At 71.6% G+C, this 19,749-nt stretch carries 17 protein-coding genes and 2 pseudogenes; 8 read left to right on the top strand and 11 right to left on the bottom strand.

Translation table 11 applies throughout. The features are described 5' to 3' along the window. Positions 1 to 32 precede the first annotated feature (32 nt). Both AC0VY3_RS16830 and AC0VY3_RS16825 read left to right on the top strand, forming a co-directional pair. On the top strand, positions 33 to 1,184 hold the full coding sequence (locus AC0VY3_RS16830; protein ID WP_475549917.1) for an FAD-dependent oxidoreductase: 1,152 nt from the start codon (positions 33 to 35) through the stop codon (positions 1,182 to 1,184). A gap of 30 nt (positions 1,185 to 1,214) precedes the next feature. Further along, positions 1,215 to 1,427 (top strand): annotated as a pseudogene (locus tag AC0VY3_RS16825) (hypothetical protein); the annotation flags it as partial. Positions 1,428 to 1,687: 260 nt separating this feature from the next. Here the strand turns inward: AC0VY3_RS16825 and AC0VY3_RS16820 are convergent. The 4 genes from AC0VY3_RS16820 to AC0VY3_RS16805 form a co-directional block, all read right to left on the bottom strand. Further along, on the bottom strand, positions 1,688 to 2,647 hold the full coding sequence (locus AC0VY3_RS16820; protein WP_475549916.1) for a hypothetical protein: 960 nt from the start codon (positions 2,645 to 2,647) through the stop codon (positions 1,688 to 1,690). A gap of 70 nt (positions 2,648 to 2,717) precedes the next feature. After that, positions 2,718 to 4,727 carry a DUF8189 domain-containing protein gene (locus tag AC0VY3_RS16815; RefSeq protein ID WP_475549915.1) on the bottom strand — a complete coding sequence of 670 codons (2,010 nt, stop codon included), beginning with the start codon at positions 4,725 to 4,727 and terminating at the stop codon, positions 2,718 to 2,720. A gap of 23 nt (positions 4,728 to 4,750) precedes the next feature. After that, complete coding sequence (locus AC0VY3_RS16810) at positions 4,751 to 6,256, bottom strand: DUF8189 domain-containing protein (RefSeq protein ID WP_475549914.1); 1,506 nt, start codon at positions 6,254 to 6,256, stop codon at positions 4,751 to 4,753. Between the two features lie 16 nt (positions 6,257 to 6,272). Next, positions 6,273 to 7,259 (bottom strand): alpha/beta hydrolase, encoded by a 987-nt coding sequence (locus tag AC0VY3_RS16805; RefSeq protein WP_475549913.1) that lies wholly within the window; start codon positions 7,257 to 7,259, stop codon positions 6,273 to 6,275. Positions 7,260 to 7,782: 523 nt separating this feature from the next. Here AC0VY3_RS16805 and AC0VY3_RS16800 point away from each other — a divergent pair. The 3 genes and pseudogenes from AC0VY3_RS16800 to AC0VY3_RS16790 form a co-directional block, all read left to right on the top strand. Then, positions 7,783 to 9,384, top strand: a complete 1,602-nt coding sequence (locus AC0VY3_RS16800; RefSeq protein ID WP_475549912.1) for a PLL family lectin — start codon at positions 7,783 to 7,785, stop codon at positions 9,382 to 9,384. Positions 9,385 to 9,707: 323 nt separating this feature from the next. Further along, complete coding sequence (locus tag AC0VY3_RS16795) at positions 9,708 to 10,022, top strand: hypothetical protein (protein ID WP_103512410.1); 315 nt, start codon at positions 9,708 to 9,710, stop codon at positions 10,020 to 10,022. 81 nt (positions 10,023 to 10,103) lie between these two features. Next, positions 10,104 to 10,338, top strand: a pseudogene (locus AC0VY3_RS16790) (IS630 family transposase); the annotation flags it as partial. A 138-nt stretch (positions 10,339 to 10,476) separates the two neighbouring features. On the opposite strand, the gene AC0VY3_RS16785 reads toward AC0VY3_RS16790, so the two are convergent. The 3 genes from AC0VY3_RS16785 to AC0VY3_RS16775 all read right to left on the bottom strand — a co-directional run bounded on the left by AC0VY3_RS16785 (position 10,477) and on the right by AC0VY3_RS16775 (position 13,250). Continuing rightward, a complete protein-coding gene (locus AC0VY3_RS16785; protein WP_103512333.1) occupies positions 10,477 to 11,655 on the bottom strand; it encodes an acyl-CoA dehydrogenase family protein in 1,179 nt (392 codons plus the stop codon). Between the two features lie 99 nt (positions 11,656 to 11,754). After that, entirely contained in the window at positions 11,755 to 12,909 is a 1,155-nt protein-coding gene (locus AC0VY3_RS16780) for a methyltransferase (protein WP_103512334.1), read from the bottom strand. Between the two features lie 128 nt (positions 12,910 to 13,037). Then, positions 13,038 to 13,250: a hypothetical protein gene (locus AC0VY3_RS16775; RefSeq protein WP_030086423.1), complete on the bottom strand. Its 213-nt coding sequence runs from the start codon at positions 13,248 to 13,250 to the stop codon at positions 13,038 to 13,040. 158 nt (positions 13,251 to 13,408) lie between these two features. Here AC0VY3_RS16775 and AC0VY3_RS16770 point away from each other — a divergent pair, with 158 nt between their 5' ends. Both AC0VY3_RS16770 and AC0VY3_RS16765 read left to right on the top strand, forming a co-directional pair. Further along, positions 13,409 to 13,960: a GH25 family lysozyme gene (locus AC0VY3_RS16770; RefSeq protein WP_103512411.1), complete on the top strand. Its 552-nt coding sequence runs from the start codon at positions 13,409 to 13,411 to the stop codon at positions 13,958 to 13,960. A gap of 256 nt (positions 13,961 to 14,216) precedes the next feature. Then, positions 14,217 to 15,035: an endonuclease I family protein gene (locus tag AC0VY3_RS16765; RefSeq protein ID WP_103512336.1), complete on the top strand. Its 819-nt coding sequence runs from the start codon at positions 14,217 to 14,219 to the stop codon at positions 15,033 to 15,035. A 7-nt stretch (positions 15,036 to 15,042) separates the two neighbouring features. On the opposite strand, the gene glsA is transcribed toward AC0VY3_RS16765, so the two are convergent. From glsA to AC0VY3_RS16750, 3 genes are read right to left on the bottom strand one after another with little or no spacing between them, the layout of a single operon-like run. Further along, the gene (gene glsA / locus AC0VY3_RS16760; RefSeq protein ID WP_103512337.1) at positions 15,043 to 16,392 is read right to left on the bottom strand and encodes a glutaminase A; all 1,350 of its coding nucleotides are present in this window, start codon (positions 16,390 to 16,392) and stop codon (positions 15,043 to 15,045) included. A gap of 12 nt (positions 16,393 to 16,404) precedes the next feature. Beyond that, positions 16,405 to 16,968, bottom strand: a complete 564-nt coding sequence (locus tag AC0VY3_RS16755) for a hypothetical protein (RefSeq protein ID WP_103512338.1) — start codon at positions 16,966 to 16,968, stop codon at positions 16,405 to 16,407. Positions 16,969 to 17,026: 58 nt separating this feature from the next. Beyond that, a complete protein-coding gene (locus AC0VY3_RS16750) occupies positions 17,027 to 17,521 on the bottom strand; it encodes a DUF1269 domain-containing protein (protein ID WP_242740842.1) in 495 nt (164 codons plus the stop codon). Between the two features lie 117 nt (positions 17,522 to 17,638). On the opposite strand from AC0VY3_RS16750, the gene AC0VY3_RS16745 reads away from it, so the two are divergent. Further along, complete coding sequence (locus AC0VY3_RS16745) at positions 17,639 to 18,754, top strand: baeRF3 domain-containing protein (protein ID WP_475549911.1); 1,116 nt, start codon at positions 17,639 to 17,641, stop codon at positions 18,752 to 18,754. Between the two features lie 28 nt (positions 18,755 to 18,782). On the opposite strand, the gene AC0VY3_RS16740 is transcribed toward AC0VY3_RS16745, so the two are convergent. Beyond that, positions 18,783 to 19,742, bottom strand: coding sequence for a D-2-hydroxyacid dehydrogenase family protein (locus AC0VY3_RS16740; protein ID WP_475551688.1), 960 nt, complete (start codon positions 19,740 to 19,742; stop codon positions 18,783 to 18,785). Positions 19,743 to 19,749: the final 7 nt, after the last annotated feature.

Below are 19,749 nucleotides of genomic sequence, written 5' to 3'. Positions count from 1 at the left end.
CGGCGGCCGCCCCCCGCGAAAGGACCCACACCATGGCCACCACCCCCCACCACCCGATCGCCGTCATCGGCGGCGGACTCGGCGGTCTCACGCTCGCCCGCGTCCTGCACGTGCACGGCATCCACGCGACCGTCTTCGACCTGGAGGCGTCCCCGGCGGCGCGGACCCAGGGCGGCATGCTCGACATCCACGAGGAGACCGGCCAGGCGGCCCTGCGCGAAGCCCGCCTGTACGAGGAGTTCACCGGCCGGGTCCACCCCGGCGGCCAGGCGATGCGCGTCCTCGACCGGCACGGCGTCGTCCGGCGCGAGGAGCCGGACGGCGGCAGCGGCGGCCGCCCGGAGATCGACCGCGGGGACCTGCGGGCCCTGCTGCTCTCCTCGCTCCCGGACGGCGCCGTGCGCTGGAACGCCAAAGCGGTGTCCTGCCGCCCGCTGGACGGGGGTGGGCACGAGGTCGAGCTGGCCGACGGCTCGGTGTTCACCACGGATCTGCTCGTCGGCGCCGACGGCGCGTGGTCGCGCGTCCGCCCTCTGGTGTCCCCGGCGACCCCCGCGTACACCGGTGTCTCGTTCGTCGAACTCGACCTGAACGACGCGGGCGTACGCCATCCGGGGGCGGCCGGGCTGATCGGCGGCGGTATGTTCTTCGCGCTCGGCGAGGAGAAGGGCTTCCTCGGCCACCGCGAGACGGACGGCAGCCTGCACATCTATGTGGCGCTGCGCGCGGACGAAAGCTGGCTGGGCACCGTCGACTTCACCGACACCGACGCGGCGAAGGCGACCCTCGCGAAGCACTTCGACGGCTGGGCGCCCGCCCTGCGCGATCTCATCGACGCGGCGGACGGCCCGCTCGTACCCCGCCACATCCACGCCCTGCCCGCAGGTCACCGCTGGCCCCGGACCCCGGGCGTCACGCTCCTCGGCGACGCGGCCCATCTGATGTCGCCGTTCGCCGGAGAGGGCGCCAACCTGGCCCTGATCGACGGCGCGGACCTCGGGCGCTGCCTGGCCGCGCACCCCGGCGACACCGAGACGGCGCTGACCGCCTACGAGGAGATCATGTTCCCGCGCGCCGAGGACACGGCCCGGGAGTCCGCCGAGGGCCTCGAAGTCATCTTCGACCCCCGCGCCCCGCAGCCGCTGGTCGACATGTTCGCGCGATTCGACGGCGGTCAGCACTGACCACGACCGGCCGTGCCGGGTCTCGGGGTCATGGATCGATACCGGCTTCGTCGTTGCCGCGCGGCGGGCGCACGGGAAGACCGAGGCGCACCGGGGCGGGGAGTGCCGGAAGCCTTCTCGGATGTGACGGGCAACGGTCATGAGTATGCCGATGGGGTACGTGGCGTCGACGGCGATCCTCAGGTCATCGCCTGGGCCCGCGAGCACGCCGCCGCCCGAGACGCCGATCCGTCGAAGCTGTTCGTGGCGGGCCGTTCCGCCGGATCCAACCTGGCGGGCCTGTGCGCGTTCACCCGGAACGACCCGCGGTCCCAGCCCGGATTCGAGTCCGCCGACACCTCGGTCACCGCCGTGATCTGCCTCTGCGGATGCTACGGGCACCACTTCGGCGACCGGCCCGACGGGGCGCCGTCCCGAACCAGCCGCAGGGCTACCTCCGTTCCGCTGCGCCGCCACCCGCCCGCGCGGAATTGTCAGACACCCCCTGGTCCCTGGCCGGCAGGTCAGGACCGGGCGCGGCCCCGGCGGACGGGGTGGCCGCCGGGGCCGTCGGTGAGCCAGGAACCGTCGCCCAGGGGCACCATCTCGTACGGTCCGGCCGCTTCGACGGTGACCGCGCCGCCGGGCGTGCCCGTGCGCACGTCGACCAGGTGGTGGCGGAACCACTCCTCCTCGTCCTCGCTCTCACCGCCCAGGGTGACGACGGCCGTGTCCTCGGTCAGGTAGCCGCCGCTCCATTCCAGGAAGGTCTCCTCCGGGTCGTATCCGAAGGACTCGACCGGGAGCGTGAAGAGCACCTCCCCGTCGGGGTGGTGGTGAAAGGCCACATCCGCCTGTCCGTGGTCGACGGTCATGAACTGCCGCCCGGACGGCGCCAGATCGATCAGGCAGCGGTCCCGCCACGGGTACGTCACGAACTCGGCCTCCCCGTCTCCCCCGGCCGCCCCGGCCCTGCCCCGGAGAACCACGGAACCGTCCTGCCCCTCGCCGATGTCGAGGTAGACGCTGCCGTCCACGGGGTGCACGTGGTGGCCGGCGCCGTGCCCGACCGTCCCCAGCTCCCGGCGGGCGAGAACCGCTCCGCTGTCGGCGTCGTGCACCACCCACTGGTCCGCGCCCGCGCGTCCCGCCATCGCGTCGGGCCGGTATACCCATACCGTCCGGCCGTCCGCGGACAGGGCACAGCCGGGCCGGTGGCCGCGCCTCACGTCCGAACGGGGCTCGAAGTCCGAGGCCCACACCGGGTCGCCGGCGCGCGTGAGGCAGACGACACCGTTCAGCGTCGTGTACACGACCCTCTCCAGATCGTGCCGGACCGCCGACTCCACGACCTCGTCACCGGCCCGTGGCCGGAACACCGCGGCGGGCTCCAGCGTCCCGTGGGCGCCGGAGTCCACGACGTAGGCGTGGATCCGCCCGTCGTGGTGGCGCGTGATGACCTTGGTCGGTGGCGCGGAATTCATCCGCCGAGGATAAGGCCCGCCGTGTTCCTGGTTCATCAGCGCGAAGAGGGCGGACCCGGTACGGCTTGCGTCAGGCCCAGGGGTCCACGGCGCGGTCGCCGAAGGAGGTCCAGGGCTGCCAGCCACCGCCCGGGCGGGCCTGCACCCGCGTCCGCACCCGGCCGTCGGTGGTGACCGCGAAGACATGGATCCGTCCGGTCGCGTCTACGGCCGCGGAGGGGGTCGCGGCGAGCACGGTGTCCGGTTCGCCGAACGCGCCGCCGGGGCTCCAGCCCTCGCCGGGCGCGGTCTGCCGGCGGTGATCGATCCGGTCACCGCCCGGGGACAGGACGAACGCCTCCATCCGGCCGTCGGCGCCGGTCACGAGCAGCGGGGCCGCGGCCGACCAGCCGAACAGAGGCAGCCAGTCGTCCCATCCTCCGCTCGGCGCCGACTGGCGGCGCTGGAAGGACCCCAGACCGGACGGCCCGATCGCGGCGACGGTGAGCCGGCCGCTGCCGTCGCGCATCACCCGTGGAGCCGCTCCGGCCGCGGTGCCGAACCGTTGCCACGGGGACCAGTCGCCGCCCGGCGCCAGCTGCCACCGGTGCCGCATCTCCGCGCCTCCGCGTACGAGGGCGAACACCTCCAGCCGGCCGTCCGCGTTGACCGCGACGACCGGTGGCGCGCCCGTCGGCCCGCCGAATCCGGCTTCCCACGGGTCCCAGGTCAGCGACCCGGGCGACCGCTGCCGCCGCCGGGAGACGACGCTGCCGTCGGGGTTCGGCGCGAAGACCTCGAGCCGTCCGTCGGCTGCGCGGGCCACGGCGGGGGCGGCCCCGGCCGGCCCGCCGAACTCCTCCCACGCGTACCAGCCGCCGTCCGGTCGCTGCACCCGGTGGTGCAGGTTGGCGCCGCCGGGAGCGAGGGAGAACACCTCCAGTCCGCCGGAGGAGTTGTGCCCGAGGGTGGGGACCGCGCCGGCCGGCCCGCCGAACCGCTCCCACTCCGACCAGGTGCCGGCCTCCGGGTCGAGCTGGACGCGCCGCAGCATCGAACGGTCTCCTGCGTCGAGGGCGAACACGGTCAGACGGCCCTGTACGTCCACGGCGGCGACCGGGTTGTCCGGGCTCCGCCACGAAGGGGGCGTGGCACGCCAGTGCAGCGGGGCCAGGTACAGGCCGTCGCGGAACCAGCCCGCGGCGCTCGTGTACCACTGGTCCCCGTCGGCGACCGGTTCCACGGCGTGACCGGGCACATGGCCGGCGTATCCGTCGAGCGCGAAGCGGAAGGGATCCCGGGAGGCCAGGACGTCGGTGCCCTCGTACCCTCCCCTCGGCCCGATGAACAGGTAGTACCAGCCGTCCCGTTCGACCACGAAGGGCGACTCGGTGACCGAGACGCCGGTGGCGCCGGTGCTCGCGTCGGTGTACGCGATGCCGGGCTCGCTCCAGTGCAGCAGATCCGCGGAGCGGCGGTAGCAGACCAGGTGGCGGTCGTCGGTGGCGGAGAGCTCGGTGTAGTACATGACCCACTCGTCGCCGATCCGCACGACCATGGGGTCACGCGCGACGTGCCCGCGGAAGAGGGGGCCGGAGGGCAGGCGGGTCCAGCTGAACAGGTCGGTGGAGGTGGCGAGATTGATGGCGGCGCCGGCGCTGCCGCCCGCGGCGTAGAACATCCAGTACCTGCCGTCGGCCTCGATGACGTGCGGGGCCCACAGGTGCTCCTCGCCGTGGTGGCCCGGGTCGACGGTCAGTGCGTCGGCGTGGGTGGTCCAGGGTCCGTGGAGGGCGGGCGCGGAGGCGTGGGCGAAGGAGATCTCCGCGGCGCTGTCCGGGGCCTCGCCGGGCGCCGCGCTGTCGCCGACGATGCTGAACAGGTGCCACCGGCCGTTCGCCCGGATCAGGGTGTGGTCGTTGAGGTAGCGGCGCCGGCCCGGTGTGGAGGGGTCGTAGACATGGGTGAAGGATCCGGCGCCGACCCACTGGGCCGCCGGCCCCGGGACGGAGGCCGCGGCTGGGGCACGGCCCGTGAGCGGGAGCACGAGGGCTCCCGCTCCGGCCGCGCGCAGCAGGTGGCGCCTGCTGAACGGATGCACGAGAACGCTCCAGAGGTTCGTCGTCAGTTGACCGCGGGTCCGGCGGTCTCCTTGAGCCAGCCCCACTGGGACCAGGTGGAGAAGCCGGTCTGCCAGCGGTGGTAGACCCCGGTGGGATTGGTCCCGAAGACCTCGATCCGGCCGTCGGCGTTGGCCGCGGCGGTGATCTCCGTGCCACCGGTACCGAAGGTCTCCCACGGGCTGTACGAGGCGTTCACCCCGGTCTGCCACATGTGCTGGGCATCGCTTGCGTTGATCGCGAACACCTCGACCCGCCCGTCCACGGTGCGCTGACTGGTCAGCTGGGAGTTGGCGAGGCCACCGGTCTCCTTCCAGCCGGACCAGCTCGTGGGACCGGTCTGGTACCGGTGGAAGACACCGACGGGCCCGGAGGCGAACACTTCGATCCGGCCGTCCTGGTTGTGGTCGACGGTCAGGTCATGCCCACCGGTACCGAAGTCCTCCCAGGGTGACCAGCCGCCGTTCACGGACGTCTGGTACAGATGCTGGAAGACCTCACCGTTCAGGGCGAACACCTCCAGCCGGCCGTCCGGCGCCTTCGCCAGCTCGATACGGCTCCTCCCCGGGCCGCCGCCGGTCCCTTCCCAGCCCGACCAGCCGCCGTTGGGGGCCGTCTGGAACCGGTGGAACACGTCCTCGGGGCCGGAGGCGAAGACCTCCAGGCGGCCGTCGTTGTTGGAGCCCACGGCGAGGTCATGGCCGCCTTCGCCGAAGTTCTCCCAGCCGGACCAGCCGCCGGAGGGCCGGTCCTGGTAGCGGTGCTGGAGGATCCGGTCGTTGATCGCGAACACCTCCAGCCGACCGTCGGCGTTCGGCCCGATCGCCAGCTCCGCTCCTGCGGGCCCGGCGATGAACTCCCACTCCGACCAGGTGCCGTTGATGTTCTCCTGCCAGGCATGGTGCACCCCGTCGGCCCCCGCGGCGAACACCTCAAGACGCCCGTCCGAGGACCGCGCCGACACCACTCGGCCCGACTCCGCCGGATGGACCAGCGGCGCGGGACCGGGTCCGGGGTGGTCGAGACGGTCCACGGCGGCCCGCGCCGTGCCCATGTGCCGCTGGTGGTGACCCTGGTTGTAGGTGGACCAGGGGCTCCAGTTCGTACCCCTGGAGGAGATGCGGAAGGCCTCGTTCGCATTGCACTGCGCGTCATAGGCACAGGCGTCGCTGACTTCGGCATGCCAGTAGTCGTTGATCTGCCACAGTCCGCGGTCGGTGGACGGGGGCGTGTTGTTGGTGCGGTTGTACGCCTGCGGATTGCAGCTGGACTCCGCCAGGGCGACGGCGACGGCGGTCACCAGGCTCTCGCCCCGGAAGCCGGCGTTGTAACCGACCTCGGCGCACAGGTCGCTCGCGGCGGCGACGCCGGCGGCCCGGGCCGGGACCGGGGAGGAAACGGTCTGCGCCCCGGCAGGTGAGCCGGCGGCGAGCCCCGGCAGAAGGATCACGGTCAGCGCGACAAGCAGCCCGAGCACCCGCCCGGAGATGCCTCGGAAGACGACGGACATCACGCGAGGCCCCCCGTCATGCCTTGCGCAGGCGGGCGATGACACCGTTGATGTCGCGCTCCAGCAGATCCCGGCGGACCCAGTGACCGCCGTCCACCTCATGCGGCTCGTAGGGGATGCGCGCGCGGTCGAGGTGCCACCTGAACTCCCGCTGGGTCGCGAGCACCACGGTCTCGTTGGCGTATCCCTGGATGTCCTGGGGGCTCGTGCCGGCGACCAGGAAGACCCGCTTGTTCCGGTAGCTCTCGACGCGCTCGCACGGGTTGTCCGCGCTGACCCGGGCCTGGTCCCAGAAGGGCACTCCGTAGATGGTGCCGCCGCCCAGTTCCACGGCGGCGGAGGACGCGTTGGCCCAGTGGGTCACCAGATCGCCGTTGCCCCCGCGCAGGTTGGCCGGGCCGGAGTGGGCGCTGACCGAGGCGAAGTGACCGTAGTACTTGGCCGCGTACTTCAGGGCGCCGAAGCCGCCCATCGAGAAGCCGGAGACGGCCCGGCCGTCGTACTCGGCGTACGTACGGAAGTTGGCGTCGATCCACGGGAGGAGCTGCGCGATGTGGAAGTGCTCCCAGTCCCGGGCCCCGACGTTGGTGTTCACCGGGTTGGAGTACCAGCCGGCGCGCCCGCCGTCGGGCATCACGACGATGAGGTCCTTCCAGGCGGTCAGACCCCGGATGTCGTGATGCGCGTCGAAGGTGATGAAGTCCTCCAGGCCGCCGTGGAACAGGTAGAGGACGGGGTAGCGGCGCCCGCTGGTGTGGTAGCCGTCGGGCAGCAGTACGTTGACGGCCGGGGTCCAGCCGCCGATGGCGGAGGTCTGGAACCGGTAGGACCACATCCGGTGATCCTGCTCGCCGCGCTCCGTGATGCGCAGGCCGAATCCGTCGCCGACCGCCGCTGCCGGAGACGCCGACGCGAGAACGCCGCCGGCTCCCAGGGCCGCCGCGGCGGTGAGCCCGCCGGCGGACTTGAGGATGCTTCTGCGGGTGGGGGGCTGCGCGGTCAAGGTGACCTCCTGAGGGCGGGCTGGCTGAGAACCCGGCTGCCTTCACAGCGACACCGGCGTTCGGAAGCTAGCGACCCACGCCCGGGAGGAGTATCCGGAACCTTACGGACTGACAGAACCGGCTCACGTCCTCTAGGCCGACGGGACTGGCGGGGCTGGCGGGGCTGGCGGGGCTGGCGGGGCTGGCGGGGCTGGCGGGGCTGGCGGGGCTGGCGGGCCGAGGGTCGGCGAGCCAAAGGGACAAGGGGCCGAGGGGACAAAGGGACAAGGGGACAAGGGGACAAGGGGACAAGGGGACAAGGGGACAAGGTTCCTGACGGACCGAAAGGCTTCGCCTCGCCGGTCCTAGCCGGACCGGCCGCGACCGTCCATCCGCAATTCTCCGGATCCCCGGGCCGTCCCCCTCTCGGCTACCTTCGGCGCGACCACACCGTCACCCGGCGCGACCACTGGGCGACCGGGCGCGATCACGGCGGTCCCCCTCTCGTACGTGCCTCGTACCGCTACCGACCAGGAGCCCGTTGTGAGCGCACCCCATCCCTCCCGCAGAGCGCTGCTCAGAGCCGCCGGTGGATTCTCGGCCGCACTGTCCCTCGCCGGCGCGACCGTCCTCGCGACCGGATCCGCGGCCGGTGCCACCGGACACGGCAACGGCCTCCGCTCCGCCCAGCGCGTCCGGTCGGACGTGGGCGGCCCGATCAGCCGCGACGAGATCCTCCTCCGGGCCCAGCACTGGGTGGATCTGAACGTCTACTACAACCAGAACGACTCCCACCCGGACCTGCAGGGCAAGCACTACCGCACCGACTGCTCGGGCTTCGTCTCCATGGCACTGCACCTCGCCTCGTCCCCCAGCACGGTCACCCTGCCCGAGTTCATGGACCCGATCGGCTGGGAGGATCTGAAGCCCGGGGACGCCGTCGGCACGCTGGGGCCGGGAACCGGTGGCGACGCGGGGCATGTCGTGCTGTTCGCCGGCTGGGCCAACCAGCAGCACACGCGCTTCTTCACCATGGAGGAGATGGGCGGGAACGGGTCCGTCCGCTATGAGCGGCCGATAAACTACACCACGAGCGGTGGCCGGTTCGTCGCCAAGCCGTTCCGCTACAAGAAGGTCGTCGAGGCTCCCGCCCACCGCGTCGTCAGCCCGTCCGAGACGGGCCGGGTGGTGTCGGCACGGTCGGCCGACGGCCGGCTGGAGACCTTCGCGGCCGGCGCCGACGGGGTCCATCACGCCTGGCAGACCGAGGTGAACGGCGGCTGGTCGGCCTGGCGGCCGCTCGGCGGACCGCGCAACGCGCAGATGGCGATCGCGCCCAACGCGGACGGCCGGCTGGAGCTGCTGGCGATCAACGGCGAGACGGCCCAGCACATCTATCAGACCGGCCCGTCCAAGGAGTGGTCCGGCTGGGAGGAGTTCGGCACCGCCGGCCGGTACATCGCCGCCGGAACGAACGCCGACGGCCGTATCGAGGTCTTCGCTTCCGGCCCGAAGGGCGTGTACCACCGGTACCAGACCGGGCCGAACGCCGGCTGGTCGGGCTGGGAGTTCACCGGTGGCGGTCCTGTCGACGCCCGGCTGGAGATGGAGAAGTCCCCCGACGGTCGCCTGGAGGTGTTCGCGCTCAACGGCACGATCTTCGAGCACCAGTACCAGCTGGCCCCCAGTGGCGGCTGGTCCGCCTGGGAACGCTTCGGCGAGGGCGGCCACGATCTGACGGTGGACCACAATGCCGACGGTCGCCTGGAGGTGTTCGCCTCCGGACCTGAGGGCATCTTCCACCGGTACCAGGAGAACCCGACCTCCTGGTCGGGGTGGGTGGGCACCGGCGGCCCGGCCGACGCGAAGCTCACCAGCGAGCGGACCGCCGACGGCCGGGTGGAGGTCTTCGCGATCAGCGGGGAGACCGCCGTCCACGCCTGGCAGACCGGGATCAACGCGCCCTTCAGCGACTGGGCCACCATCGGCACCGGCGGCACGGACATCACCGCCGCCACCAACGCCGACGGCCGCCTAGAGGTCTTCGGGACCAGCCATGCGGGCGTCTACCACACCTGGCAGACCGGCTTCTCCGACTGGGCACCGTGGGTGTGGCTCAACGGCTCCGGCCCGGCGATCAACTGACGGCGACGGGGCCGGCTGGGCCGGGCGCCGCCCGGTGCTCCGGCACCGTTGTGACCAGGATTCCTAGTTGGCAACAGACAACATCGGCGACCTGGACTGATGCCAAGTAGCTGAAACGGCTGGAGGCACCGGACCGAAAGGACAGTTGGCACTTCGGTACAGCACAGGTCGCCAGGCGTGTCGCCGTAGCCGGGCATCCACCGCACCTAGTTCTGTGTCCGCAGAGGTTCACCGGGTTGCGGTCGGTGCTCCTGGACATGCCGTGAGGTCTGGTGCGGCGCAGGAACGGCCCCTCACCGCAGCACACCTGGCAGAATCTCCGCGTGATTCAGAAGAAGCTCGACGCGCTCTCGCAGATGGTGGCCGAGTGCGGGGCCATGCCGTTTCCCAAGGGGTTCCGCGGCTTGGACGTTGAGGACCAGGACATGGTCATGCTCGACGCGGACACCGCCGGCTACGCCTCCCGCGTTCTCAAAGGCCCCCTCCCCGAACCGGCCCGAGAAGGCTTGATCAGGTTGGTGGGGGTGTTCGAGAGGGTTCTTCCGGCAATCAGCGACGAGTACGCGAGCAAGTACTACACGCATGCACGCGACGTGGCCGTGCTGGCTGCCGAAACCGAAGCCGCACGCGACAAGTAGCCCCCTGGCGGGAAACGTTCGCCGGCCGGCGGTCGTGACGGTTGGATGTCCGGTGACGTCCGATCGACGGGTGGAGGTGCAGTGGCCGAGTCTGTGCTTGTGCGCAGACTGACCGATCAGGAGGGACAGCGGCCGCAAAGGAGCGTGCGCCGGGGCAGCACGAGTTCGGTGCGCTACCGGCGTGGCACGATGCTGCCGGCCTCGGCCTGCGGGAGCCGTGTCCCGGTGATCGCCCGGCTCGTCCAGGGACGAAGGCACCGTCCGGGACGTGATCCACCCGTCCAACGGGATCGGTCCGGCCTGCCTGGATCCTCAGTAATGCCGGCGGAGGACTCGGGAGTGTTGGCGGAGCGGGCCGCAAGGCGGTAGCGGTTGCAGTAGCTGTCGTGGCAGAGGTAGGAGCCAAGCCACCCCGGGTGACGCGGGCGGCGCTGAACGGCCTCGTCACACGTGTTCACCGCCGCACACGCGGCATCCCCAGCCCGATCCACGAGATGATCTCCCGCTGGATCTCGTTGTTGCCGCCGCCGAAGGTGAAGATCACGGCCGAGCGGTAGCCGCGTTCCAGTTCGCCGTGGAGCACCGCGCCGGCCGAGCCCTCCTTCAGCGCGCCCGCGGAGCCGACGATCTCCATCAGCCAGGCGTAGGCGTCCCGGCGGGCCTCGGAGCCGTAGACCTTGACGGCCGAGGCGTCCTGGGGGGTGAGGGTGTTGTCCTGGAGGGCGGCGACCATCTGCCAGTTGAGGAGTTTCATCGCGTCGAGGCGGGTGTGGGTGCGGGCGAGCAGGGCGCGGACCCAGCCGAGGTCGATGACCCGGCGGCCGTCGGCGAGCTTGGTGCCGGCGGCCCAGCGCTGGACGTTGTGCAGGGCGCGGACCGCCATCGTGCCGTGGGCCGCGAGGGTGACGCGTTCGTGGTTGAGCTGGTTGGTGATGAGCCGCCAGCCCTTGTTCTCCTCGCCGACGCGGCGGGAGACCGGCACGCGGATGTTCTCGTAGTAGCTGGCGGTCGTGTCGTGCGAGGCGAGGGTGTTGATCAGGGTGCAGGAGTAGCCCGGGTCACTCGTGGGGACCAGGAGCATGGTGATGCCCTTGTGCGGCGGGGCGTCGGGGTCGGTGCGGACGGCGAGCCAGACCCAGTCCGCGGTGTCGCCGTTGGTGGTCCAGATCTTCTGGCCGTTGACGACGTAGGTGTCCCCCTCGCGGACCGCGCGGGTCTTGAGGGCGGCGAGGTCGGTACCCGCGTCGGGTTCGCTGTAGCCGATCGCGAAGTCGATCTCGCCGGCCAGGATGCCGGGCAGGAAGTGGGCCTTCTGCTCGTCGGTGCCGAACTGCATGATCGTGGGGCCGACGGTGTTGAGGGCCATCAGCGGCAGCGGTACGCCGGCCTGGGCGGCCTCGTCGAAGAAGATGAACTGTTCCATCGGGGTCAGCCCCCGGCCGCCGTACTCCTTCGGCCAGCCGACCCCCAGCCAGCCGTCGGCGCCGAGCCTGCGGACCGTCTCGCGGTAGAAACGTTTCTGGGCGGCGGGTTCCGCGTAGCGGGCGTAGGCGTTGTCGGGCACCAGGGTCGCGAAGTAGGTGCGCAGTTCGGTACGCAGCCGCTGCTGCTCAGGCGTGTATTCGAGGTGCACGGCCCCTCCAGAGTCTCGCGTCGGCGTCCCCGTGTGCGGCGGCGCACACAGTAGAACCTGTTGCAAGAATCCGGAAGGGCCGGGACGCGGGGATCGGCGTCAGCGCTTGACGGCGCGCAGCACCACGAACTTCGGGTCGCCCGCGACCGTGGTGCAGTTGCCGAAGATCCGGCGCAGATGGGTGTGGTACGAGAGGTGCCGGTTGCCGACGACCCACAGTTCGCCGCCCTGGCGCAGCGCGGTCCGCGCACCGGCGAACATCGTGCGGGCGGTGGCGTCGGTGGTCGCCAGGTGCGAGTGGAAGGGCGGGTTGTTCAGCACCAGGTCGACGCTGCCCGGGTCGAGGTCGCCGAGGCCGTCGCCGACCAGGAAGTCGGCCTTCGCGCCGTCCGGCGCGCCGGCCCGGAAGGTCTCCTCCGCGGAAGCGACCGCGCCGTAGGACTCGTCGACGAAGGTGAGGTGCGCGTCGGGGTTGGCGCGGGCGGCGGAGAGCCCGAGGACGCCGTTGCCGCAGCCCAGGTCGACGACCCGGACGGCCCCGCCGCGGGTGGGCAGGTGCTTCAGGAAGAAGCGGGTGCCGATGTCGAGGCGCTCGGCGCAGAAGATTCCCGCGTGGTTGACGGTGGTCAGGCCCGCGACGGGGCCCACGTCGGCGGGCAGCTCGTAGCGGTACGGCCAGGGGCTCGGCGTACGCGGCAGTCCGGTGTCCGGGGTACTGAAGATGAGCCGCGCCTTGCGCACCGCGAGGGAGGTGCGGGTCGGGCCGATGATCCGCTCGAAGAGCTTGAGCGTGGAGGTGTGGATCTCCTTGACCATGCCGGTGCCGATGACCACGGTGCCGGAGTGGACGGCCGGGGCGAGCCGGTGGAGCTGGTCCTCCAGGAACGCCAGGGACTTGGGCACCCGGACGATCAGGACGTCGATCCGGTCCGGCGGGGTGTCGCGGGAGGACAGCAGACGTACGGCATCGGCGTCCAGGCCGTTGCGCGCGAGGTTGGCGAGGGTGGCGCGCCGGGCCAGGTAGGAGTCGCTGATCTGGACCGGCCGGTGGGCGGCCAGCGCGGTGGCGAGCGCCCCCCACCGGTCCCCCACGACGGCGACCGTCCCCGAGAGGTCGACCGGGCCCGTCTCGGGGTCCGTCAGCTGCCGGAGCAGATATTCGTCGGCGGCGTCCCACGCCCGGAAGGGATCGCGCGGGTGCTCGGGGAAGCGGGCGAGCTCGAAAGCGCCCTGTGAGGTCGTCAAACGGTTCATATGTCACTCAGGCTAGCCGAGGGAACCGGGGGCGCCCCACACACTCCCCGGCTCCTCGGCCGCCTTCACATCGGCGCTACTGCTCCGCGCACCGCCCGCCGGACGCTCCCACGGGCCCTCGGGAGCCGTCAGGGCAGTTGTTTGTCGATGGCCGACCGCCCCTCGGCGGCCAGCTTGCGCCTCGCCCATTCCAGGGTCTCGGGCGTCAGGTCCCGCCCGGAGGCGAGCACCAGGTCCTCCGCGCTCGGTCGGTCGCTCGCGCCGGTGTGCAGGAACCGGTCGGGGGTGACGCCCCCCGGCCCGGACACCGGCGCGGATACGGATTCGGGCTCTTCGCTCATGCCGCCTCCTCGTCCTTGCGGCAATTCTCGCGCCGCACGGACCCGATCGCATCCGAGGGGCCCGCGGACTCTTGCCCGGAAGGGTGAATCAGCCCTTGGCACGCCCGGGGAGTGGGCAGGAGAGGGACGCTCCTGCTCCATCTCCCGAGGCGGTGCCCATGCTCCACGGCGTCGATGTCAGCGCTTATCAGCCCTCCTACGACACGGACGGTCTCGACTTCGTCCTCGTCAAGTCCACCGAAGGCCGCACCTATGTCAATCCGCGTATGGACGCGCAGGTGAAGCGGGCCCGGGACGCCGAGTGCGTCGTCGGCTTCTACCACTTCCTCTGGCCGGGGGACGTGGCGGACCAGGTGGCGTACTTCCTGGCCAAGACCCCGGAGAAGGCGGCCGATCTGCTCGCGGTCGACTGGGAACAGACCGGCGGCGGGACGCGGGCGAGCAACGCCGAGAAGGACCGGTTCATCCGCGAGGTGAAGCGGCAGCGGCCCGGTCACCGGGTCCTGCTGTACTGCAACCGCACCTTCTGGCTCAACCACGACACCACCGGCTACGCGGGCGACGGGCTGTGGATCGCCGACTACGTCGCCGCGGGCAAACCCCGCATCGAGGCGGACTGGCGCATCCACCAGTACACCGACGATCCGCTCGACCGGAACGTGGCCGACTTCGCGTCGGTCCGGGCGCTGCGCGACTGGGCCGCCGGATAGCGCCCGCCAGCGCCGGACCACATCAGGCACAGCTGTCCCGTCCGCCCCCGGAGGCCCGTGCGCCGGGGGCGGAGTGCCGTCCGCGACCGGTTCCGGCCAACCCATTCTTGACCTGCACATGATAGATACAGAGTGTTCACTCCTGGAGCACGGTACGTGTGGAAGGCTCCCGGCTGACCACCTACCGCACGGCCGCCGCGCAGGCCCCCACCCAGGGCCCCGTCGCGACGCCCGCGTTCCGGAGAGGACACCCCACATGTCCCGTCGTCATTCGTTCTACGCGCGTCCACTGCTGGCGGCCGTAGCGTCCGTCACCGTACTCACCGGCACCGCCGCCGCGGCACCCGGGGGCGACGCGCCCGACCGTTGCACCGCCACCTGCGCCGCCCTCGACGACACGTACTACCAGGACGCGCTCGGCAAGACCGGAGCCGAGCTGAAATCCGCCCTGCACACGATCATCAGCGACCAGACCAAACTCTCCTACAGCCAGGTGTGGGACGCCCTCAAGGCCACCGACGAGGATCCCGCCAACTCCTCCAACGTCGTCCTGCTGTACACCGGGCGCTCCCGGTCCAAGAACGACAACGGCGGCAACTCGGGCCAGTGGAACCGGGAACACGTCTGGGCCAAGTCGCACGGCGACTTCGGTACGGCGACGGGCCCCGGCACCGACATCCACCATCTGCGGCCCGAGGACGTCCAGGTCAACTCCACCCGCGGCAACAAGGACTTCGACAACGGCGGCGGTGAACTGGGCAACGCGCCCGGCAACTTCACCGACGGCGACTCCTTCGAACCGCGCGACGAGGTCAAGGGCGACGTCGCCCGCATGATCCTCTACATGGCCGTGCGCTACGAGGGCGACGACTCCTTCGCCGACCTCGAACCGAACGACCAGGTGAACAACGGCTCCGCCCCGAAGATGGGCAAGCTGTCCGTCCTGAAGCAGTGGAGCCAGGAGGACCCGCCGGACGCCTTCGAGAAGCGCCGCAACGACGTCATATTCGAGCAGTTCCAGCACAACCGGAACCCGTTCATCGACCACCCCGAGTGGGTCGGCTCCATCTGGTAGGGCCGGCTCAGCCCTCCCCGGCCAGGGCCTGCGCGCAGCCTTCGACGGCAGCCTCACGGGTGGCGAAGCGCGGCAGGTCCTGGCCGGTCCCCCGCCGGACGACATCGGGCGGACCCAGCAGATCGCGTGGATCGACGACCGCCGCGCGCCGCCCGTCGGAGGCGAGCCGCGCGAGGCCGGTGTGCAGCATGGCCAGGGCCACCGAATCGATGGCCGTGACGTCGTGCAGGTCGAGCACCACGGAGCCGCCGTCCGGACCGGACTCGTCCAGGGCGTACAGCACGCGTTCGGCGGCCGTGAAGTCGATGGCGCCCTGGGCGACGACGACACCGACCTGTTCGTGCAGGCCCCGTTCGCGCTCGGCCGACGGCGCGGAGGGCAGATCGTCGGCGGTCGTGACGAGGGTGACGGTGGAGCCGGGCAGCGCCGGATTGAGCATGAGGTGCAGTCCGTACCGTTGCGACAGCGTCTCCAGCGCGGCGTGGCCGCGTACCGAACCGCCGGTGGCGTCCAGCGGCGGGCTGTACGTGGCGACCCCGAAACGTGCGGGGCCCACCGCGATGAGGCCGCCGGACACCCCGCTCTTGGCGGGCAGCCCGACGCGCAGCAGCCATTCGCCGGAGCCGTCGTACATGCCGCAGGTCGCCATGACGGCGAGGACCCGGGCGGCGACCTCGGCGGAGACGACCTCCTCGCCGGTGACCGGGTTCACGCCGCCGTAGGCCAGGGTCGCGGCCATCGTGGCGAGGTCGATCGCGGTGACGCGGATCGCGCACTGGCGGAAGTAGCGGTCGACGGCGAGGACCGGGTCGACGGGCATGGTGCCGGTGGAGCGGATCAGGTAGGCCAGCGCGCGGTTGCGGTCCCCGGTCACCGACTCGGAGCTGAACACCTCTTCGTCGACGTCGAGTTCACGCCCGGCGAACCGGCCGAGGCAGCGCAGGATCCGGTCGAAGGCGGGCTCGTCGGGGGTGTCGGGGATCAGCGCGGTGGTGACGATCGCGCCGGCGTTGACCATGGCGTTGGCGGGCCGGCCCGTATCGGGTTCGAGGCTGATGGCGTTGAACGCCTCGCCGCTCGGCTCGGCGCCCACCCACCGGCTCACCTCGTCGAGGCCGAGGAGGGAGAGCGCGAGGGCGTAGACGAACGGTTTGGAGACGGACTGGAGGGTGAAGGGGATCTCGGCCTCGCCCGCGCTGTAGCGGTGTCCGTCCATGCTGACCAGTGCGAGCCCGAAGGCGTTCGGGTCGGCGAGGGCCAGCTGGGGGATGTAGTCGGCCGGCTTCCCGTCCCGTACGTCCACGAACTGGGCGCGCAGGTTCTGGAGCGAGTCGGTCACCGCGTCGGCGGCACTCATGGGCGCCGCCCCTCAGCCGCGCTCGGCCTGGGCGACCCGGGGGAAGGTCTTCACCCCGGCGGCCTTGCGGCTGTTGGCCTGGACACTGACCGTGCGGTCCGGCGGCGCGTCCTCGACGCCGACGACCACGGTGTCCAGGACCTTGTCCTCGGCGTCGACGAACTCGACCTTCACGGCGTAGAACGCGGCCTCGTCGGTGGGGTTGGTGATCCGGACGAGCGCGCCGCGGACCTCCTCGGACGCGGTGACCGGCAGTCCGTTGACGGAGACGTCGCCGACCGCGTTGCCCCGGCCCTCGACCTCGTCCAGCCGCTCGGCCGCCTCCTGACGTACGCGTTCGGACTCGGCGGACACCGAGGCCGCGAAGCTCTGCTGGGTGCGTGGGCTCGGTGAATCGGCGGGCGACTCCTCCGGCTCGGGTGTGAGGGTGTGGACGCCCCGGTCGGTGCCTTCGCTGCTGGTGTCGGAGTCGCAGGCCGTCGCACCGGCGAACAGCAGGGCTGCCGCCGCGAGGGGGGCCAGGGTGCGGGCGGCGCGGCGGCCGCGCGCCCGGCGCACAGGGAGGTTCGCTTTCACGGACGGTCCGTCCAATCCAAGAGAGGGGATCCGGGTGAGGAGAGGGGGTGCGCGCGGGTCACGCCGTCTCGTCGCCGAAGATGTCGCGGAGCTTCGCCTCGCGCTCGGTGTCGAGGTTGCTGTGGAGGAGTTCGGCGCCGTCGCCGGGCAGCTGCGCGCCGATCCGCTCGGGCACCTCGTTCATGGTCAGCAGGAACAGCGCCGAGGTTCCGGGCGTCACCTTCTCCTTCACCTCGGCGATGAAGTCGTCGTCGATGCCGACGTCCGCGAGCTTCCCGCCGAGCGCTCCGGCGGCTGCCCCGATCGCGGCGCCCAGCAGCGGCATGAGGAAGATCAGCCCGAAGAGCATGCCCCAGAAGGTCCCACTGAGAGCCCCGGCGCCGACGAGGTTGAGCAGCTGTCTCGTGCGCGGTTTGGCCCGGTCGGCGGGCCAGCTGACCACCGCGGCGTCGAGGATCTTGATCAGCCCTTCCTTCTGAAGGGCTTTCAGCGCCTCCTCGACGCTCTCGGCGCCTTCGGCCGTCCGGAACTTCCACACCGTGAGGGTGGACATCGCGCAACCTCCCGCACTCCAGGAGCAACAACTCGCTCATACTAGGATCAAAAGGTATGAATTGACTCGTCGAAGCATCCGCTCAGACGGAGCGGGTTCGAGCCCCGGGAGGGAACGATGGATACGGACGCCCTGACCGCCGACCTGTTGCGGGAGCTGCGGGCGACCCGGCCCTATCCGGCCCTGTCCCTGACCATGCCGACCCATCGCAAGGCCCCGGACAACGCCCAGGACCCGGTCCGCCTGCGGAACCTGGTCGCCGAGGCCGGACACCGCCTCGACGCCGACCCGCAGGTCAGCCGCGAGGTCGCGGCGGCTCTCCGGGCTCAGCTGGAGCGGGCGGCGGCCGAGGTGGACGCGCGCGGGGCACTGGATTCCCTGGTGCTCCTGGCCACCACCGACGAGTACTGGATCTGGCAGCTTCCGCGCACCGCACCCGAACGGGTGGTGCTCAGCGACACCTATCTCACCCGCAACCTCGTCGCGGCCAAGGCCCAGACCCGGCCGTTCCGGGCGCTGACCGTCGCCGCCGACCACGCCACGCTGTGGATCGGCACGGGCGACGGCATCCGGCCCGAGAAGACGGGCGGCTTCCCGCTGACCGCGCCGAAGGAGCCGCCGAACCCGCAGCGCGAGGAACGGATCGGCGACACCCCGAGCACCTTCACCGACGAGGAGACCCGGAACTTCTTCCGTGACGTCAACGAGAAGCTGCGCGCGGTGCTCGCCGACGATCCGCGTCCGCTGTATCTGATGGGCCTGGCCCCCGCTCTCGCCCTGCTGGACGAGGTCGGCGCGGGCTCCGGGTCCGCCCTCGGCCGGGTCGCCAAGGGCGCGCCGGCCGATCTGACGCCCGCCGAGGTTCTCCGGGAGCTGCGGCCCGCCCTCGACGAGGGCGTACGCCTGGCGGCCGCGGAGGTGGAGACCCGGCTCGACCACGCCCGGGGCGCGCACTCCTTCGCCGGGGGTCTCGACGAGGTGTGGGCCGCCGTCCAGGAGGGCCGGGCGGGTCTGGTCGCGGTGGAGGAGCATTTCCAGGCGGCCGTGCAGGTGACCGACGAGCATCTGGAGCCGGTGCCCGAGGGGAGCACACAGACCGCTGACGGCACGATCCGTGAGGACATCGTCGACGAGCTGGTCGAAGCGGCGCTGGACAGCGGCGCCGACGTGGTGTTCGTCGAGGACGGTTCGCTGGCGGAGTACGGCCGGATCGCGGCGGCGCTGCGCTACTGACCGGGACCGCCCACGGGGGCCTTGGCCGTCAGCCCAGGCGGCGCACGGGCTGCCCGTCGAGGAACGCCCTGATGTTCTCCACGGCCTGGCCGTAGTAGGTCTCGTAGTTGGCGCGCGACACGTAGCCCAGGTGCGGGGTGGCCAGCAGGCGCGGGGCCGTGCGCGCCGGATGGCCGGCCGGGAGCGGCTCGATGTCGAAGACATCGGTCGCGGCCCCGGCGATGGAGCCCGCGTGCAGCGCGGCGAGCAGGGCGTCCGTGTCGACGATGGCCGCCCTGGAGGTGTTGATCAGATACGCGGTCGGGCGCATCCGGGCGAGTTCGGCCGCGCCGATCAGGCCGCGGGTCCGGTCGCCGAGCGCCAGGTGGACGGAGACGAAGTCGCTGTCGGCCAGCAGTTCTTCCTTGGAGGCGGCCAGGACCACGCCGGCCTCGTCGGCACGTTCCTTCGTGAGGTTCTGGCTCCAGGCCACCACGTCCATGCCGAAGGCCAGGCCCACCTGCGCCACCCGGGCGCCGATCTTCCCGAGCCCCAGCAGACCGAGCCGCCGGCCGTGCAGATCGGCCCCGAGGGTGGACTGCCAGGGCCCGCCCGTGCGCAGGGCCTCCGCCTCGGGGACGATGCCGCGTGCCAGGCCCAGGAGCAGCGCCCAGGTGTGCTCGACGGGCGGGGTGGAGGAGCTGGCGGTGCCGCAGACGACGACGCCGTGCCGCTCGGCGGCGTCGAAGTCGATGACGGAGTTGCGCATGCCGGAGGCGATCAGCAGCCGCAGCCGGGGCAGCCGGGCGAACAGCTCCGCCGGGAACGGCACCCGCTCGCGCAGGGTGACCACGATGTCGAAGCCGGCCAGGGCGGCGGCCGCTTCGTCCTCGGTGGCGAGGTGCTCGGTGAACGACACCACCTCGACATCGGCGGTGACGGCCGACCAGTCGACGACGGTGGTGGCCACGGACTGGAAGTCCTCGATCACGGCGCAGCGCAGCTTCATGGCGGCC

The sequence above is a fragment of the Streptomyces sp. iso_384 genome (assembly GCF_056172905.1).
Note: the sequence above shows the minus strand (reverse complement) of the source record. Positions and strands in the feature narration are given on the sequence as shown.

Bases quoted from the DNA above. Each gene is read 5' to 3' on its own strand.
- AC0VY3_RS16820 (WP_475549916.1), bottom strand. From the start codon at position 2,647: ATGAATTCCGCGCCACCGACCAAGGTCATCACGCGCCACCACGACGGG.
- AC0VY3_RS16740 (WP_475551688.1), bottom strand. From the start codon at position 19,742: ATGAAGCTGCGCTGCGCCGTGATCGAGGACTTCCAGTCCGTGGCCACC.
- AC0VY3_RS16750 (WP_242740842.1), bottom strand. From the start codon at position 17,521: ATGTCCACCCTCACGGTGTGGAAGTTCCGGACGGCCGAAGGCGCCGAG.
- AC0VY3_RS16780 (WP_103512334.1), bottom strand. From the start codon at position 12,909: ATGAACCGTTTGACGACCTCACAGGGCGCTTTCGAGCTCGCCCGCTTC.
- AC0VY3_RS16830 (WP_475549917.1), top strand. From the start codon at position 33: ATGGCCACCACCCCCCACCACCCGATCGCCGTCATCGGCGGCGGACTC.
- AC0VY3_RS16765 (WP_103512336.1), top strand. From the start codon at position 14,217: ATGTCCCGTCGTCATTCGTTCTACGCGCGTCCACTGCTGGCGGCCGTA.
- AC0VY3_RS16770 (WP_103512411.1), top strand. From the start codon at position 13,409: ATGCTCCACGGCGTCGATGTCAGCGCTTATCAGCCCTCCTACGACACG.
- AC0VY3_RS16745 (WP_475549911.1), top strand. From the start codon at position 17,639: ATGGATACGGACGCCCTGACCGCCGACCTGTTGCGGGAGCTGCGGGCG.
- glsA (WP_103512337.1), bottom strand. From the start codon at position 16,392: ATGAGTGCCGCCGACGCGGTGACCGACTCGCTCCAGAACCTGCGCGCC.
- AC0VY3_RS16775 (WP_030086423.1), bottom strand. From the start codon at position 13,250: ATGAGCGAAGAGCCCGAATCCGTATCCGCGCCGGTGTCCGGGCCGGGG.
- AC0VY3_RS16810 (WP_475549914.1), bottom strand. From the start codon at position 6,256: ATGTCCGTCGTCTTCCGAGGCATCTCCGGGCGGGTGCTCGGGCTGCTT.